Origin of the sequence: Vibrio sp. 10N.222.51.C5 (genome assembly GCF_041474575.1) — a bacterium.
Taxonomy (GTDB): Bacteria; Pseudomonadota; Gammaproteobacteria; order Enterobacterales; family Vibrionaceae; genus Vibrio; species Vibrio crassostreae_C.
This window is the reverse complement of sequence record NZ_JBFRUJ010000051.1, coordinates 20,213-37,858: the sequence shown is the minus strand read 5'-3', so window position 1 is coordinate 37,858 and position 17,646 is coordinate 20,213. Positions and strand designations below refer to the sequence as shown.

Genomic DNA, 17,646 nt, shown 5'->3' with positions numbered 1-17,646 from the left:
GATCTGCAAAAAGGTCGGACAGTTTAATGGAGAAGCGAGTTTAGAAAAAGCAGATTTTAGATAAGCCTGCGTTGGCAGGCTTATCTGTGTACTACAAGCCCTAAAATCGATGCTTAGGGGAACTGTATTTAGGTTTGAACGCAGTATCAGGCCTTGCTATGGCTTGGCGGTTGGTACTGCATCGACTGGTCGTTTCTCATGAATATGTTGCTCGCGACCAAACTGCCGATGCAAATAGAACCAAGGGCGAGCCAAGTCATCGCATCAGGAATCTCGTTGAATAGTGGGATCGCCAACAAGGTCGCCACTGCGGGTGTTGCACTGCCAAAAGCGGCAGAGCGTTCAGCCCCTAAGGTATTAACCGCATAAAGGTAAGTGAACGCAGCGATTAAACCCGCCCCAACGCCTTGCACTGTTGAATGAACGGCAAGCTCCGTGAAGGGCCAATTAGCGATTGGTGTGTCCATTAGGTGGCTTGGGAGGGTTCCAGTCAGGATTAGGACGAGTAAAAGCAAAGTAGAACAGAGAGAAATAAAACCGGCACTGACTAACGCATTAAGATTAGCGACACGGGCTGAGATGGTGAACATCGCCCACATTAAGCTTCCGCATAAAAACAACAAATGACCTTTGGTGTATTCGAAGTTGAAGCTGCTTAAGCTACTCCCTAAAAACAACAGTATGCCGAGCAAAACCAAACCTAAACCAACAACACGATGTCGGCTGAGTGGCTGCTTAAAAAAGAGTACCGCAATTCCTGTAACGAACAGAGGAAGCGTGCCCGGAACAAGAGCACTGCCATGAGATACCGGAACAAACTGCATGGCCGTTCCGGCAACAAGCAGATAAGGTAATCCGCTACCTACGAACATACCCGTTAGATACCGTTTAGGGACGACGGCAATTGCGCTGCGTGCTTTCCACATCAAAGGCAATAACACCAAAGCCGGTATGAGAAATCTTGTGAGAGCGATATCGGCAGGTGTTAAATCTGAATTTGCGCCGCCTTTAAGAGAAAGAAAAAAGCTCGCCCAAATGAGTAGGGTGACAGTAATAGATAAGTAGCCAAGATTCATAATATAGAAGGAGAGTGGGTGATGACTCATTATGGAACAGTTGGTGTGCCACAGGTTGGCAAGTTTTGGCTAAACTTGAACAATCTTTGATGATTTCTGCTAATATTCACCAAATAATTAACGGATTTAACTAATGTTTGGCATTTACTATGGATAGAATTGATAGGCATCTTCTCGAACTGCTACAAAAAGATGGCAGGTTAACCACGGCTGAACTTGCTGATGAAGTGGGTTTATCACCTTCGCCTTGTGCAAGACGAGTCAAAAGGCTAGAAGAAAAGGGCATTATTGACGGTTATCGTGTGAGCTTGTCACGAGAACAAGTCGGCATCGCAATGAGCGTGATTGTTGAGGTGAGCCTAAACAACCACCAAGAAGTGTCGATAGATAAGTTTGAGGCGGCTGTTGTAGAGATGGAAGAGGTGATCAGTTGCCACGTTGTATCTGGGGCTTATGACTATTTGCTAGAAGTGGTTAGCCCGAACTTGATGGCCTACGAGGCATTTACAAGAAAACTTCAAAGGCTCTCTAACGTGAAAGATATTCATACCCACCTTGCGATAAGACAAGTAAAAGGCAATGCACCACTGCCAATTTATACCGATTAAGCCAAACTCTGAGCAGTAACACGAAGGCAGAATGAGCTGAAAACGAAATGGTTTACTCCTGAAGTAGAAGCGCGGTCAATATCAAAAATCATCCATTAAGTGTCAGGCTTCAGGCAATAAAAAACGGAGCACCTCGTGAAAGGTACTCCGTATATGATAGGTGCAAAACTTAGTGATACTTAAAGTTAGAGATTGAACAATCCCCAGTTTGTGCATTAATTCTGAATGAAAAAGCATGTGAATGATAATCCACGCCGTCATTCCAAATTGTCTCTCCAAATATCTTACATAGCTCTAGCTCACTTACTGAACCGAACTCTTCCATGTGTTTAGCTACAGATAAAAGTTTACCTCTTATCTCTGCAGTCCATTCCGTGTTACTCAAGCAGTTGAAAGCCATAGTCTTTTGCATATTACCTAGCCAAAATATTTCTTGTTATTAAGTTATATGAAGATTCATGATAACAATTTTCTGGCGTTTGTAAATCTATTTTGTGATGAATATCTCACATACTCGCTTGCATTGGTCGGAAATTGAACTTCATTGTTGATAGATAGCACATTACTTTTACAACCTATTGATAAAGCTTTGATTAACGAGTTCTTAGAATATTATGAATGGGATTGAGCATATTTATCGGAAAAGTCCAGTCGAACGAGTGAGAGAATCTAATGGTGATTTCAGTTTGATGCATCGTTTGCTGGTTGGTTTATGTGGCGCGCTTCATCAATCATCGTCGCTTCTCTGCGGTATTTTGAAGACAGCTGACGGAATTTTTCACTGAGTGTATGGAGATCTCGGGAGAGTGATTGTGAGCTTTGTACGTGCACCTTTGCGCTTTCTGCCTGGCGCGGGAGTCTTGCTTTGGTGCAGTGTTTGGCGACGGCTTGCCATGAATACGCTAGAGAGTCAGCGCCTTCAAGTTCACTAGACACAACATACGCCTGTTGTAGCAAAACCTCGGAGACGTCATACGCGGTATTCATATGACTATTGAGCTGCACATTAAACCTTTCTTCATACTTTGCCCAAAGCTCAATGATCTGCTTTTCATTAAAGTGTTTAGATAACAATGTCTGTGACTCATAGGTTGAAAGAACTTGGTTGAACTCTTTGGTGTACTGATTATAGCGACCTTCAAAAGAGAGCTGACGATCCAACAGTGTTTGCCAGTTTTCACGGTCACAATGATTCGCTAGAGCGACATTGGCACTAAAAGTTGCGCTTACAATGATAACTTTCCCCCAAAAACTCATGACTTTCCTCTACTTACCGTGCGCTCTATTGAGAGTATAGATGAGCAGCAGCATGAGTTGATGTACACTTGAGACATACCTATAACGGAAGAGCTGGTGGATTTGATGAAAAAAGCGCTGATCGCTTTACTTGTGTTGTTGATATTGGGCGGAGGGGGAGGAGCGGCATACTACTTCTTGGTCATGAATAAAGACCCAATCCCACAAGAGAAAACGGAAGAGCCGGCGTTAGAAGCTACCGAGCAATCTGAATCTGAGCTTGTACCCATCATGGATCTTCAGCCTGAACCCGAGCAGACGGAATTTTACGTTTTGGAGAGAAAGCTTGAAGTGGTCGAGCAACCTGAAATTGATGGCTTGATAACGGATTACCTCTACAAAGGGGAAAAGGTGGAGGTACTCGAGAAACAGGGAGAATGGGCTCGTATCTCAGACTATATTGTCCTTAAAGATGGCGGCCCACAGACGGCGGAATGGGTCTCTATGTCAGGCTTATCGAATGATGAAGTCATTATTTCGGAAAAAGAAAGCAAAGAGATATTGGATTCCTATTTGGTTAAGTCTGATGATCTCAAGATCCATCAAGAAAAATTCCGTAATTCGGTGGCTAAACTGATCTCTGAGGGGGAGTGTGCCCCAAGTGATTTTGAAGAATTAGGCGGATGGGTGAAATCTGTTAAGTACAGCAATCGAGATGTCTATTTTATTTATTGTGGTGGGTTGTCCCTTGAAAACAAAATTTATCTTGATGTAAATACAAATGAAATATTTACGAAGTAAGATCCCACGCTCTATTTAATAATGCTATTTACTAAAGCCCACTCATAGGTTGAGTGGGCTTTTTTGTCTATCCATAATGTTCATCTTTCCCATTTAGAACGTTAATTATATCGAAGGTTATATAGAATAATTAGGAACCATTTATTAATGGCTAATAAGAGTTTTGTTATTATTCTCGTGATCAATCATTTCAAATTCCCACATTGCATTATTCTTGAAACAAGCTGAGAGATATAGATTTATCTCGTATTTACAAAGGCTTATCTGCTTGGTGATAAAAGTAAAATTAAACAAACCTTATTAATATCAGAGTCTTGCGTTGATTTACATAATCGTAACATTTCATTGGTTTTGGGATGCAAGTCTAGTTTTTAATCATAATACGAAAATATTTTATATTTGTAATAATAATTTTTGATTTTGAGTTGTAGGGTTTAATTAAAGCAAAACGTAAAGTTTAATTATCAACTAAGACATTATCTTATTAACATCATTGTTATTTAATTGCTTGTAAGGGATGGAACCATTAATGAAAAAGCTTGCTTTAATTACAGGGTCAAAAGGCGGTATCGGCTCAGCAATTTCCTCTAAATTAGTTGCAGACGGCTATCGTGTTATCGCGACTTATTTTACTGGAAATTACCAATGTGCCTTGGATTGGTTTAACGAAAAACAATTCACCGAAGATCAAGTGAGATTGTTTGAATTAGATGTTACCAATACTGCGGAATGTGCGCTGAGCTTAAGCAAGTTGTTAGAAGAAGAAGGCACGGTGGATGTGCTGGTCAATAACGCAGGTATTACACGTGATAGCGTCTTTAAAAAGATGGATGCCGAAGCGTGGAAAGATGTGATTGAAACGAACTTAAACAGTTTGTTCAACGTGACTCAACCTTTGTTCGCTCCTATGTGTGAAAAGGGTAACTGCCGTGTCATCAACATCTCTTCCGTCAATGGTCTTAAAGGTCAATTTGGACAGACTAACTACTCAGCAGCGAAAGCTGGAATGATTGGTTTTTCTAAAGCTTTGGCTGCAGAAGGCGCTCGTAGCGGCGTAACCGTGAACGTGATTGCCCCTGGCTACACAGCAACTCCTATGGTTGAGCAAATGAAGCCTGAAGTACTGGATTCAATCAAGAACCAAATTCCGATGAAACGCTTAGCAACACCTGTTGAAATTGCAGACGCAGTGGGCTTTTTAGCGAGTGAATCTGGCGCGTACATTACAGGCGAAACATTGTCTGTGAATGGCGGCTTGTACATGCAGTAATTGGCGAAACTGAAGGGGTTGGAATGATGGAAAAAGTATTTATTGTTGCGGCTAAGCGCACTCCTATTGGTGCATTTACCGGGTCGCTAAAAAACGTATCTGCGGGTGAACTGGCTGGCGTTGCGATCAAAGGTGCACTTGAGTCTGTCGATCTTTCGTTAGATGCGATTGATGAAGTAATCGTCGGCAACGTGATTTCGGCAGGTCAAGGCATGGGGGTTGCTCGTCAGGCTTCCATCTATGCAGGGCTTCCTGAGGAAACACCAGCATACGGCGTGAACATGATTTGCGGCAGCGGAATGAAATCAGTGATGGACGCAGCGGCGCACATCAAAGCACAAGATACTGAAGTGGTTATTGCTGCTGGCGTTGAAGTGATGTCACAAATTCCTTTTGTGGTACCAGCGAGCGTTCGCAATGGTCACAAAATGGGTGACATCTCAATGAAAGACTTACTGGTTGGTGATGGCTTAACCGATGCGTTTAATCACTACCACATGGGCATGACCGCTGAAAATATCGCGAACACGTTGAATATTTCGCGCCTAGCTCAAGATAACTATGCTTTAGAAAGCCAACAGAAAGCAGTTGCTGCGATTGAAGCGGGTAAGTTTAACGAGCAAATCGTGCCTGTAGAAGTTAAGCAGCGCAGACAAACCGTCACTTTTGATACCGATGAGTATCCGAAGTCAGACGCGACATTCGAAGGTCTGCAAAAGCTTCGTCCAGCTTTTGACCGTGAAGGGTCTGTTACGGCAGGTAACGCTTCGGGCATCAATGATGGAGCGAGTGCAATTATCTTAGCGTCTGAGTCGGCGGTAGCGAAATATGGTCTAACACCTTTAGTGGAACTGATCAGCTACGCACAGTCAGGTTTGGACCCAAAAATCATGGGTTTAGGCCCAGTAGAAGCCGTTTCTAAAACGCTTGATAAAGCGAATCTCACTCTAGAAGAAGTAGATTTGTTTGAATTGAATGAAGCGTTTGCAGCACAAGCTCTTGGCGTAATGTACCAATTGTCAGAGCAGCATGACTTACCGCTTGATGAGTTCAAGCCAAAGGTCAATGTGAATGGTGGTGCAATCGCGCTTGGCCATCCTTTAGGTGCTTCAGGCAATCGAATTATTGTTGCACTCATCCATGAAATGCTTGAACAGAAAACGACTTATGGCGTTGCTTCACTCTGTGTGGGTGGGGGAATGGGAACCGCTGTTTTGCTAAAAGGTATTGAAGGTTAGAGCCTGATATATCGGTAGCAAGCTTAAATATCGGATCAGCTTTTCAAAGCATCGCGAGTTAATCGATGAGCGTTGGCTGAAACGATAGTGACACAAATTTATTAAACTATGTATTCATCAGGAGTTACTTATGTACACGGATATTTTCAAAACAATTACTGACCAAACTGAAAAGCAATTTGAACCGTACTTAAAGTTCAACAAGTTGGTTGCAAAGAACGTCCAAACGATGACAGAACTGCAAATGAATGCAATGCAGACTTACACGAACATGGGTCTTGCGCAAATGAAAGCAGTGACTGAAATCAAAGACGTGACTAGCCTAACGGCGTTCAACAGCCAGCAACTAGCAGCGCTAACTCAATTGTCTCAACAGATGATGAGTGATAGCTCAAAAATGCAAGCTGCTGCAAAAGAGTTCAAAGAAGATGTTGAAACACTAACAACTGAAAACTTGAAAACAGTTACACCTGCATAAATAAAATCGCCATCGAGTCAGCACAGTGTTTACTGTGAGGCTCGGTGGCGATTTTCCGATTATTGGAGTCATGTTATGTTTCAACACTTCTTTTCGGACTACCTTGTTAAACTTCAACAAACAAACCAGCAATGGTGGGAAAACTTTGAACAAAACAAGGAAGCCGCGCAATCTCCCCTAAATCAAGCGATGCAAGAGTTGAATTTTGATGATGCGTCAAAAATCTTCGAGCAAGCCGCTAACCAACCCGCCGTTCTCCTTCAGTTACAATCCCAGTGGTGGGAACAGCAACTTAAGATTTGGCAAAATGCCGCACTGATGGGTAATACCGAAAGCGTCATTACTGAAGAGCGCAGTGATAAACGCTTTATTGATGAAGCGTGGAAAAATGACCCGTTTTACAGCTTTATCAAGCAGTCTTATTTGTTATTCAGCAAAAGCTATATAGACACCATTAATTCAATCGAAGGCATAGACGAGAAAACCAAGGAACGTGTGGCGTTCTTTTCACGTCAGGCTATCAATGCTCTTTCTCCTAGTAACTTCATTGCGACTAACCCAGAGTTGATGAAGCTAACGCTTGAGCGCAATGGTGAGAACTTGCTAGATGGGCTAGAGCAGCTACAAGCTGATGTTGAAGCGAGCGCGGATATCCTCAAGATCCGTATGACCAACAATAATGCCTTCCGATTAGGTGTTGATGTTGCGAACACGGAAGGTGATGTCGTTTTTCAAAATGATCTGTTCGAGCTTATTCAATACTACCCAAAAACACCTCAGGTGAACGCCACGCCTTTGTTGATCGTTCCTCCATTCATCAATAAGTACTACATTCTCGACCTTCGTGAAAAGAACTCAATGGTTCGTTGGTTGCTTGAGCAAGGGCACAGCGTCTTCATGATGTCTTGGCGCAACCCAGGTGAAGCGCAAAAAGACTTAGAGTTCGGTGACTATGTCACGGAAGGCGTAGCGAAAGCCGTGACGGCAATTGAAGATATCACGGGTAAAGAGCAAATCAATGCTGCAGGTTACTGCATTGGTGGTACTGTTCTCGCTTCAACGGTCGCTTACTATGCTGCTAAAAGAATGAAGAAACGCATTAAAACTGCGACCTTTTTTACGACTCTATTAGACTTCTCTCAGCCGGGAGAGGTTGGCGCATATATCAATGAAACGATCATTAACGCCATTGAGAAACAGAACGATGCTAAAGGATTCATGGATGGTCGTTCATTAAGCGTGACATTCAGTTTGCTTCGTGAAAACAGCCTGTACTGGAACTACTACATTGATAACTACCTAAAAGGCAGCAGCCCAATGGAGTTTGATCTGTTGTACTGGAACAGTGACAGCACTAACGTTGCTGCTAAATGCCATAATTTCTTGCTGCGTGAGCTTTACCTTGAGAATAAACTTGTTCAAGACAAAGGCGTGAAAGTAGGCGGTGTCTGGATTGATCTCAATAAGATAAAAATACCAAGCTACTTCATTTCAGCGAAAGAAGATCATATCGCGCTTTGGCAGGGGACTTACCGTGGTGCCTTGAATACCGGTGGCAACAAGACGTTCGTGCTTGGTGAATCTGGTCATATCGCGGGTATTGTTAACCATCCAGATAAGAAGAAGTACGGGTTCTGGCTGAATGACAACCTAGACGACTCGGCGGATGAGTGGCTAACTAATGCGACTCATAATGAGGGGTCTTGGTGGACACACTGGAATCAGTGGCTACAAGGTTTTGAAACTGACGAAAAAATCGAACCTTTCAATCAAGGCTCAGAGCTTAATCCTGTGATTGGCAAAGCGCCAGGCAACTATGTAAAACAGGTGCTGCCGATTGTCGATCAAGAGCAGGTTGATAAAGAGACCGCAGAGAAAGAAGCGCCAGAAAACGAAGCTTAGGGCGTTAAGTCACATTCAATTATAAAGATACACAACGTCAGATAATAAAAAAGCCACTGAAATCAGTGGCTTTTTCGTATCAACTCATATCAGAATTATCTGGTAGAAGTTGATGGAATCTCGATTGTTAATCGATTTCTTTGTCTTTACCCATAGATAAAATCCAAAGAGATACGGCTGCAACACCTGCAAAGCCACCAAGAATGATAACTGGCATAGCGCTGTAACCTAGGATGTGCCAAATTACGCTTTCTAAAGTACTCATTCAATCGCTCCTTATTGCCAGCCTTCAACGCCGTGCATGTCTGGTAGTTTGTGTGCAATACCTTTGTGACAGTCTACACACGTTTTTTCACCAGAAGCTAGCGCAGTCGAGTGTTGTTTCGCACTACGGGGGCTCTGCTCTGAGAAGTCCATGTAATCAAACTGGTGACAGTTACGACACTCAAGTGAATCGTTCTTCTTCAAACGAGCCCATTCGCGCTCAGCTAAGTGATGACGACGCTCTTTGAATTTCTCAGGCGTATCAATTGTCTTAGCAATAAAGTGAGCGTATAGCTCTTTTGATGCTTGAACTTTACGAACGATTTTATCAGTCCACTCATGCGGTACGTGACAGTCTGAACAGATTGCACGAACACCAGAACGGTTAGAGTAGTGAATTGTCTCTTGGATTTCAGCAACGATAGGTGCGTGACAGCCAGAACAGAATTCTTCCGTGTTGGTTGCCTCCATACCCGTGTTGAATGCACCCCAGAACAAAAGACCACCCGAGAAACCCAAGAACAAAACAACGCCTACGGCTGCTTTGCTTGGTGTCGCAAGTCTTTTCCAAAACGCTTTTAATAATTTCATATAATAGCCTCTCTACAATACGGCTAAGATTAGCGTAGTGAGTCAACAGGTTTGAACTCGTTCTCTACTAATGGTTTCGCATTAGCTTGAGGAACGTGACACTGCAGACAGAAGTAACGACGAGGTGAAACGTCAGCAAGTACTGCATCTTCACGGTTCATGTAGTGAGTAACACTAATTTTTGTCGCACCCATCTCTTTCGCATTTTTCCAGCTGTGGCAAGACAGACATTTGTTTGCGTTCAGAGAGACTTCGTAGCTACGGATATTGTGAGGTACCAATGGTGGCTGGTATACGTAATCGCTCTCAAGCACTTGGTCGCGAGGGTACTTTTTGAAGTCGTCAGCTGCTCGTGTTGCTTCAAGCTCACTTACACCACGTAAAGACTCTACGCCACCAATGCCGCCAGGGTTATCCAGCTCAGCTTGAGCTACGCCAGCTAGCAAAAGACCGGCTGATAGTAGGGCAGTAATCAGTTTTTTCATGTTAATTTCTCCGCCTAAAGGCTAATTCTTTGAGAGGACTACTTCTTCAAAAGGATGAAAAAGTAGTCGCAATATTAAATACTTAAGATCGTTTCTCTAAGCCTAGGGCTTAAGCAACTTTAGTGATCTTAACTGGACACTTCTTGTAGTCTGTCTGTTTAGACAGAGGATCCGTTGCATCCAAGATCAACTTGTTGATCAGAATTCTTGCATCAAAGAATGGTACGAATACCAAGCCCTGTGGTGGACGGTTACGGCCGCGAGTTTCAACACGCACACGAACTTCACCACGTTTGTTTTCGATAAGAACTTCATCACCACGACGTAGGCCACGAGCTTTAGCGTCAGCAGGGTGCATGTAGCAAAGTGCATCCGGTACTGCTTTGTAAAGTTCTGGTACACGACGAGTCATAGTACCTGTGTGCCAGTGCTCAAGAACACGACCGGTACATAGCCACATATCGTATTCATCGTTTGGTACTTCAGGTGGCGCTTCGTATGGTGCATTGATGATCAGTGCTTTACCATCTGGTTTGCCGTAGAAGTCCCAATCAGAACCTTTCTTAGCATATGGATCTGAACCTTCTTTATAGCGCCATAGTGTCTCTTTACCGTCAACAACAGGCCAACGTAGACCACGAACTTGGTGGTAGCGATCGTATGGTGCTAAATCGTGACCGTGGCCGCGACCAAAGGCTGCGTATTCTTCGAATAGACCTTTTTGAACGTAGAAACCTTGAGCTTGTGCATCGTCGTTAAGCTCTTGAGCTTCAGACAGTGGGAATGCATCAACGTTGCCGTTTTTGTAAAGCACGTCGTACATGGTTTTGCCACGGTACTCAGGCATTTTCGCAACCAGTTCTTCACCCCAAACTTCTTCAATAGTGAAGCGCTTAGAGAATTCCATGATTTGCCATAGGTCAGACTTAGCTTCACCTACAGTTTTCACTTGTTGGTACCATGCTTGTGTACGACGCTCTGCGTTACCGTAAGCGCCTTCTTTCTCAATCCACATTGCTGTTGGAAGGATGAGGTCAGCCGCTTGAGCTGTTGCCGTTGGGTACGGGTCAGAACATACAATGAAGTTATCTGGGTTACGGTAACCTGGCAGACGTTCAGTGTTGATGTTTGGACCCGCTTGCATGTTGTTGTTACACATTACCCAGTAAGCGTTGATTTTACCGTCTTTCAACATACGGTCTTGAAGAACAGCGTGAGCGCCGGGTACCGGTGGAATGGTGCCTTCTGGAAGTTTCCAGATATCTTCTGCAATTTTACGGTGTTTAGGGTTAGCAACCACCATATCGGCAGGTAAACGGTGAGCGAATGTACCAACTTCACGCGCTGTACCACACGCTGACGGTTGGCCAGTTAGTGAGAATGGGCTGTTACCTGGAGTAGAAATCTTACCTGTAAGAAGGTGGATGTTGTATACAAGGCTGTTCATCCATACGCCACGAGTATGTTGGTTCATACCCATAGTCCAAAGTGACATTACTTTGATGTTTGGATCGGCATATTGCTTAGCCAGCTTGATAAGGTCTTCTTGAGGTACACCTGACATTTCAGACGCTTTCTCAACTGTGTATTCAGCAACAGACGCTTTGTAGTCTTCGAAAGAGATAGCAGTCATTTCGCCTGAGTTAGGGTTTGCGGCTGCTTTCTGTAGTGGATCATCGTCACGCAGACCGTAACCGATGTCTGTCGTTGCTTGCTTGAAGTTCGTGTGCTTGTTCACGAAGTCCCAGTTAACGGCATCGTTTTGAATGATGTAGTTAGCAATGAAGTTAGCAATTGCTAGATCTGATTGAGGTTCGAAGATGTAACCCGTGTCTGCAAGCTCGAAAGAACGGTGGTAGTAAGTAGACAGTACGTTTACTTTAACGTGTGGGTGGCTTAGACGACGGTCTGTAATACGAGTCCATAGTACTGGGTGCATTTCTGCCATGTTTGAACCCCACAGTACGAATGCGTCTGCGTGTTCAAAGTCATCGTAACAACCCATTGGCTCATCAATACCGAAAGTGCGCATGAAGCCTACTACAGCAGAAGCCATACAGTGACGAGCGTTTGGATCTATGTTGTTTGAACGGAAACCCGCTTTCATCATCTTAACGGCTGCGTAGCCTTCCATTACTGTCCATTGGCCTGAACCGAACATACCAACACCTGTTGGACCGTTCTTCTTCAGTGAAGCTTTCCATTTCTCAGCCATCACGTCGAACGCTTTGTCCCAAGATACGGGTGCGAAATCACCATCTTTATGGAACTCACCATCTTTCATACGAAGAAGAGGTTGTTCTAGACGGTCTTTGCCGTACATGATTTTTGAAAGGAAGTAGCCTTTGATACAGTTAAGGCCTTTGTTTACAGGAGCTTCTGGATCGCCTTGAGTCGCAACCACTTTACCGTTTTGAGTACCTACTAGTACTGAACAGCCCGTACCACAAAAACGACAAGGCGCTTTATCCCACGTGATTTTTGTTTGATCAGAGCTAGCAATCAGGTTGGTTGCTGTTGCCGGTAGAGTTACACCTGCAACGGCTGCCGCTGATGCAGCTGCGTTTGCTTTCACAAACGCACGTCTTGTCATTTTCATACTTCACCCTCAAGTTGAGAATTGTTACTTCCAGTTTCTAAATCCGTTTCGTCGAGTCCAGTTTCGATTTGGTGATAAACCAAAGCTGTCCCCAAAACGTTCTTAATGTTGTTTATTGCTTCGATGGTGTCCGTTACAAAACCTTGGTTTTCAGTTTCTAGGACCACGATGATTTTGCCTTCAGGGCTATCTCCGTAGATTTCAGCGTTATCGAATTGATCGATCTCCGCTTTGATCTCATTTAGATGCTCAGGGCTCACATGCACGACTAAACTTGATATATGCACTTCATTTAGTGCCATAAATTGCTCTCGTTATTTTTGTTTTATGCATTACTCACAAGAATAGCCGAAGTAGGGCAAATTGCTACGCAGGCCCCACAACCGCTACACTCATCTAACTCGATTTTTGGTAGAGCAACACTGCCTGCTCTAAGTTCAAATTGAATGGCCATAGGTTCACACATGTCACCACAGCTTCGGCATTCAACATTTTGTTGCGCTAAACACTTATCAGAGATTTGTGCTTTTGCTTGCCAAGGCTCTCCTTGCTTTGGCTTAAAAATGGGTTCGGGACAAACATCTGCACATTGATAGCAGAACGTACACTCATCAATAGAGAAATCTACAGTGGGAAAACCACCATCGCCTACAATGATTATCTTAGTCTCACAACTCTCGATGCATTTACCGCAGCGAGTACAGTCATCTGTAAAGCTTTCTAGGCTGTCAATCCAAGGCAAACGAATCTGGCTTGAGTCAACTTTTCGTCTTGAAAAAAGACGGCGTTTTGATAGATCTACCACTAGATACCTATAGATGTTACTAAGATGTTGTAATTGTAGGTCATTATTCTATTAATATCTTGTAATGAGTCCTCACAAGTAGTGTAGTTTTAGAAACAATTGTATAAATACCCCCTAAGGGCTAATTGGGGGCATATATTGTCTTAGATCAATAAATTACGGAGCGAGTGATCACATATTGAATGGAGCTATGATTTTTGATGTGTGACAATACGATATCGCTGGCAAGTCATTTATCAATAGGAAGGCACTTTTGCTTATAAAACCGGTTTCATCTGTAACAAGTACGATAGCAAAATCTTTGCTCTCTATACTGCTGTTGTCGGTTGCTACGACTGGCTTTGCCATCTTTACTTTGGCTTCAAGTTTGAATGATGCGGAAGCGGTTAACGTGGCCGGTTCAATGCGAATGCAAAGCTACCGTTTAGCCCATGATATTCAAATAGAATCTGTCGATTATGAATCTCATATTCGTGAATTCGAAAGTTCTCTTTACTCGCCATCCATGACTAATTTGGTCAGTTGGAATGTTCCGGCAGACATCACAGAAGATTACTATTTAATTATCGGCCGTTGGCATGAGCTAAAACAGGTCTTGAATAGCGAAGAGCGCGATCACTATCTCGTGTTGGTTGAAAACTTCGTGGCTGAAATCGATGGCTTCGTTTATAAGCTGCAAGAGTTCTCTGAAGACAAGTTAATAAAGTTAGCGTGGGCTGGTGGTATCGGCCTTGGTGGGATTCTGGTCATATCTCTTTTTGTTGTTCACTTTGTACGTAAACAGGTTGTTAAACCGCTACATGCTCTTGTCGGTGCGAGCCAAAGAATCAAAAACAGCGACTTCGAGGTAGAACTCAAGGTGACCAGTAACAACGAAATGGGCATTTTGACCAAAACCTTCAACTCGATGGCCAAAGATTTAGGCGTGCTTTATCGAAACCTTGAAGATGTGGTGGATGCAAAGACGATTGAGCTGCAAAATGCGAACCAGTCGCTGCAGGCACTTTATAACTCGTCACAAGAGCTCACGGTGACGCGTATTGCTCCTGAAAACTTCCGAGCTATCTTGCAGCATCTCGTGAGCTTGGAAGGGATTGGATCACTGAGGCTCGAGATTGTCGATAACTCAGGCCGTTCATTGATTATGGATGAAGGTTACGATTCGAATTTAGACTACGAAAAGTTTGAGATGAAACTCGACGATAACGAACTTATTCTCGGCTATTTATACTGTTCATATCACCACGGGCACTCAACTAAAGCTCTGATCGAAAGCTTCATTCAACTGCTATCGAGAGCGATCTACTACAATCGTGCTCAAAAGAAAGCTGAACAGCTTATTATCATGGAAGAGCGTGCCACGATTGCACGTGAACTCCACGATTCATTGGCTCAATCACTGTCGTACTTGAAAATTCAAGTTACACTATTAAAGCGTGTGATTGGCAAACTGCCAGAGCAACAGCACCGAGAGCAATCTGAACAAATCGCGTCTGAGATCGGAAACGGCTTAGCCGACGCTTATACCCAGTTAAGAGAGCTACTCACCACATTTAGGTTGACCATTAAAGAGGGCAACTTTGGAGACGCCTTAAGTACCATGCTTGAGGCGCTAAGCGAGAGAACCGATGCGAAGATTAACCTCACTAATAATCTCTCATCGATCGAGCTTGATGCGCATAGTCAGGTTCACTTGCTTCAATTGATTCGTGAAGCAACAATAAATGCAATAAAACACGCCAATGCCGACTTGATAGATGTATGCTGTATCGATGAGGACGGTGAAGTATTCGTCGTGATAAAAGATAATGGAGATGGCTTTGACTCAAGTAGTTCCAAGGTGAACCACTACGGGATGAGCATTATGCAGGAGCGTGCGGCAAGACTGAATGGCGACTTGACGATTGAAGCGGCGCAAGGTGAAGGCTGTACAGTCATATTGAAATATAAAAGTTTGAAGGAAGTTAAAGTTGACGATTTGTAAAGTAATGCTGGTTGATGATCATCCATTGATGCGCAGAGGTATAAGCCAATTACTGAGCTTTGAAGACGAATTCGAAGTGATTGCAGAAGCAAGTAACGGCACTGAAGCGGTTGCTCTTGCTCATGAAGAAGAACCTGATTTGATCCTTTTGGATCTCAATATGAAGGGCATGTCTGGTTTAGATACCTTGAAAGCACTTCGCACTGACGGTTCTAGCGCAAACATTGTTATTCTAACGGTTTCTGATAGCCCTGCAGACATTGAAGCGATTGTAAAAGCAGGCGCTGATGGCTACTTGTTGAAAGACACTGAACCCGATGAGTTAATTGAACTGCTTAAGCAAGCACACAGCGGTGACAAGGCTTACAGCAGTGTGGTTGCTCGTTACCTAAATGATGCTGGAAGCCGCAATGATATCTTCGAACAACTGACTGAACGTGAAATGCAGATCCTTCAAGAAGTCGCGAAAGGTTACCGTAATAAGCAGATCGCCGATCACCTGTTTATTTCTGAATCGACAGTTAAGGTACATATGAAAAGCTTGTTGAAAAAGCTGCAAGTGCCTTCCCGTACCGCTGCAACGGTTCTGTATCTAGAACGCTATGGTGAAATGAAGTAGGGCTTGTTCCTTTGAGATAACACTATTTCAAGCCTGACTGTTTATACATTTTGTACATGTCTCGATAGTTTTAACGATGTTGAGAAAGTGACATTAAAAAAGGCGCTGAACTTATTAAGTTCAGCGCCTTTTTGTTTACGCATTTTATATTCAGTATTGGTGTTCGTTTGTTCTTCGTTCTTTGAGATTAGAAACTTAAGGCTTACGCCGACATTGGAACCAATACAAGCGTACCGAAGATAACCGTAATAAGACCACAGATTACGGGTACAGACGTACGTTTTACGACTTCAAATGGGCTGATTTTACCCATACCAGAAGTCGCTACGATTACGCCAGATACTGGTGAAATTGTACGACCTAGGTTCGATGCTTGAAGCATTGGGATGATTAGGAACGCTGGGTTCAAGCCCATTTTCGCCGCTAATGATGGAGCCAGTTCTACGAATGCATAGAAAGGTGCATTACCTGAACCTGTCGCAATTGCCGCAGCAACCGTTAGACCTGTGAGGATAAGCATCAATGCGATACCGCCTGCGCCTGCAGATTCGGCAAGACCGATTAGGTTATCAATTGCACCGATAGACATTAGACCTTGAGCAAATACGCCCGCCGCAACCAACAGCATTACCACGCCTTTGAACGCGTCAGCCATGCCTTGGTAGCAAGAGTCTAGATCTTCTAGTGTTTTCTCGCCGTCAAACTTCTTAACAACGTAATCGATAACTGCGCCTACGAAGATAGAACCTACCACAATAGTGTAGATATCAAGTGAAAGCCCTGGAATCGTACGACCGTTGAATAGGAAAACGCCGATGATAGGTAGGAATGGAAGTGCAGCGTAGAAAGCCGGCGCCGTTGTTTCGATTTCAGAAACGTCTACTTTTTCCATTGGTGTGTTTTCTTTCTTATCTAGGTATTTGTTCCAGAAGAAAGCCGCACCCGCCATCACGATGATCGCACAGATAGAAACAGGCAGTACCGTTTGAACAGCAAACACATCAAGAGACATGCCTGATTTTTCTGCCGCGATAACCACATCACCAGACGTTGGTGAAAGAATGATGGCTGCAGGTGACGCACAAACTGCAACTGCCGCTGGGCGAGAAATACCCATTGCCGTCATCATTGGGAATAGGGTTGCCATCAATAGCACACCAAGACCCGTTGCAGAACTTACTGCTAGAGACATCAGACACGCTACGATGTAAGCCGCAACAAGAAGTACATAGGGAGATTTGATCGCAGCAAGCGGTTTAGAGAACTGTTTCACTACCACGTTGTTAGCACCAATGTGCGTCATGTAAGAAGCAAAACCACAAAGAAGCATGATTTGCATGCCTAGGCCGCCCCCGCGGTACTGAAGCATGTATTTAACAAATTCTAGTGAGTCGGTAACCATGTTACCTGTTGAAGCTACCTTAGCTGGTAAGACTGTGTGACCAATAAGGCCGGTGATAAGAAGTAGGGCAAGGCCAGCAGTTAGTAATACACCCGCCGCTTTATAGCCTTTTACAATAAAGTAACCAACAGCAATAGTAATCACTAATCCGATCAAGAGCTCTAACATAGAAATCTCCACAAAGTTTAAAAAATATAAGAAAGTGTTTCAGAATATGACAATGAATGTACAGAAAACTGCACTGTGGCACGAGGCATAGTTGAGGTTGATATGATCTAAGACAAACAT

The 17,646-nt window shown here is 43.7% G+C and carries 18 protein-coding genes; 8 read left to right on the top strand and 10 right to left on the bottom strand.

Features of this window, described 5'->3' with window-relative positions; all coding sequences use genetic code 11:
- Nucleotides 1–146: 146 nt before the first annotated feature.
- Entirely contained in the window at nucleotides 147–1,076 is a 930-nt protein-coding gene (locus tag AB4558_RS16380; protein ID WP_017064490.1) for a DMT family transporter, read from the bottom strand.
- A gap of 149 nt (nucleotides 1,077–1,225) precedes the next feature.
- On the opposite strand from AB4558_RS16380, the gene AB4558_RS16375 reads away from it, so the two are divergent.
- Nucleotides 1,226–1,684: an Lrp/AsnC family transcriptional regulator gene (locus AB4558_RS16375; protein WP_372158932.1), complete on the top strand. Its 459-nt coding sequence runs from the start codon at nucleotides 1,226–1,228 to the stop codon at nucleotides 1,682–1,684.
- A gap of 169 nt (nucleotides 1,685–1,853) precedes the next feature.
- On the opposite strand, the gene AB4558_RS16370 is transcribed toward AB4558_RS16375, so the two are convergent.
- Together AB4558_RS16370 and AB4558_RS16365 are read right to left on the bottom strand one after the other, a co-directional pair.
- Entirely contained in the window at nucleotides 1,854–2,096 is a 243-nt protein-coding gene (locus tag AB4558_RS16370) for a hypothetical protein (RefSeq protein ID WP_017062621.1), read from the bottom strand.
- A 269-nt stretch (nucleotides 2,097–2,365) separates the two neighbouring features.
- Nucleotides 2,366–2,941, bottom strand: a complete 576-nt coding sequence (locus AB4558_RS16365; RefSeq protein ID WP_136979883.1) for a hypothetical protein — start codon at nucleotides 2,939–2,941, stop codon at nucleotides 2,366–2,368.
- A gap of 96 nt (nucleotides 2,942–3,037) precedes the next feature.
- On the opposite strand from AB4558_RS16365, the gene AB4558_RS16360 reads away from it, so the two are divergent.
- From AB4558_RS16360 to phaC, 5 genes are all read left to right on the top strand, one after another.
- Complete coding sequence (locus AB4558_RS16360; RefSeq protein ID WP_136979884.1) at nucleotides 3,038–3,721, top strand: SH3 domain-containing protein; 684 nt, start codon at nucleotides 3,038–3,040, stop codon at nucleotides 3,719–3,721.
- Between the two features lie 529 nt (nucleotides 3,722–4,250).
- Nucleotides 4,251–4,991 (top strand): SDR family oxidoreductase, encoded by a 741-nt coding sequence (locus AB4558_RS16355; RefSeq protein ID WP_017062618.1) that lies wholly within the window; start codon nucleotides 4,251–4,253, stop codon nucleotides 4,989–4,991.
- Between the two features lie 26 nt (nucleotides 4,992–5,017).
- Nucleotides 5,018–6,229, top strand: a complete 1,212-nt coding sequence (locus AB4558_RS16350; protein ID WP_372074801.1) for an acetyl-CoA C-acetyltransferase — start codon at nucleotides 5,018–5,020, stop codon at nucleotides 6,227–6,229.
- Between the two features lie 130 nt (nucleotides 6,230–6,359).
- Nucleotides 6,360–6,707: a phasin family protein gene (locus tag AB4558_RS16345; protein WP_017062616.1), complete on the top strand. Its 348-nt coding sequence runs from the start codon at nucleotides 6,360–6,362 to the stop codon at nucleotides 6,705–6,707.
- Nucleotides 6,708–6,782: 75 nt separating this feature from the next.
- Nucleotides 6,783–8,609, top strand: coding sequence for a class I poly(R)-hydroxyalkanoic acid synthase (gene phaC, locus AB4558_RS16340; protein WP_017072236.1), 1,827 nt, complete (start codon nucleotides 6,783–6,785; stop codon nucleotides 8,607–8,609).
- A gap of 127 nt (nucleotides 8,610–8,736) precedes the next feature.
- On the opposite strand, the gene AB4558_RS16335 is transcribed toward phaC, so the two are convergent.
- The 6 genes from AB4558_RS16335 to napF form a co-directional block, all read right to left on the bottom strand.
- A complete protein-coding gene (locus AB4558_RS16335; protein ID WP_010430103.1) occupies nucleotides 8,737–8,874 on the bottom strand; it encodes a TIGR02808 family protein in 138 nt (45 codons plus the stop codon).
- Nucleotides 8,875–8,885: 11 nt separating this feature from the next.
- A complete protein-coding gene (locus tag AB4558_RS16330; RefSeq protein ID WP_017069144.1) occupies nucleotides 8,886–9,464 on the bottom strand; it encodes a NapC/NirT family cytochrome c in 579 nt (192 codons plus the stop codon).
- 29 nt (nucleotides 9,465–9,493) lie between these two features.
- The gene (locus AB4558_RS16325; protein ID WP_008219291.1) at nucleotides 9,494–9,949 is read right to left on the bottom strand and encodes a nitrate reductase cytochrome c-type subunit; all 456 of its coding nucleotides are present in this window, start codon (nucleotides 9,947–9,949) and stop codon (nucleotides 9,494–9,496) included.
- A 109-nt stretch (nucleotides 9,950–10,058) separates the two neighbouring features.
- A complete protein-coding gene (gene napA, locus AB4558_RS16320) occupies nucleotides 10,059–12,548 on the bottom strand; it encodes a periplasmic nitrate reductase subunit alpha (protein ID WP_372074909.1) in 2,490 nt (829 codons plus the stop codon).
- A complete protein-coding gene (locus tag AB4558_RS16315) occupies nucleotides 12,545–12,850 on the bottom strand; it encodes a chaperone NapD (protein ID WP_017062612.1) in 306 nt (101 codons plus the stop codon). Before AB4558_RS16315 ends, napA begins: the two co-directional genes overlap by 4 nt.
- A 23-nt stretch (nucleotides 12,851–12,873) precedes the next feature.
- Nucleotides 12,874–13,353, bottom strand: coding sequence for a ferredoxin-type protein NapF (gene napF / locus AB4558_RS16310; protein ID WP_017062611.1), 480 nt, complete (start codon nucleotides 13,351–13,353; stop codon nucleotides 12,874–12,876).
- Nucleotides 13,354–13,606: 253 nt separating this feature from the next.
- Between napF and narQ the strand changes: the two genes are divergently transcribed.
- A complete protein-coding gene (narQ, locus tag AB4558_RS16305) occupies nucleotides 13,607–15,337 on the top strand; it encodes a nitrate/nitrite two-component system sensor histidine kinase NarQ (RefSeq protein ID WP_372074910.1) in 1,731 nt (576 codons plus the stop codon).
- The gene (locus AB4558_RS16300) at nucleotides 15,324–15,956 is read left to right on the top strand and encodes a response regulator (protein ID WP_017062609.1); all 633 of its coding nucleotides are present in this window, start codon (nucleotides 15,324–15,326) and stop codon (nucleotides 15,954–15,956) included. The genes narQ and AB4558_RS16300 overlap by 14 nt, the downstream gene beginning before the upstream one ends.
- Before the next feature lie 202 nt (nucleotides 15,957–16,158).
- On the opposite strand, the gene dcuC is transcribed toward AB4558_RS16300, so the two are convergent.
- The gene (gene dcuC / locus AB4558_RS16295; protein WP_017062608.1) at nucleotides 16,159–17,526 is read right to left on the bottom strand and encodes an anaerobic C4-dicarboxylate transporter DcuC; all 1,368 of its coding nucleotides are present in this window, start codon (nucleotides 17,524–17,526) and stop codon (nucleotides 16,159–16,161) included.
- Between the last annotated feature and the right edge of the window lie 120 nt (nucleotides 17,527–17,646).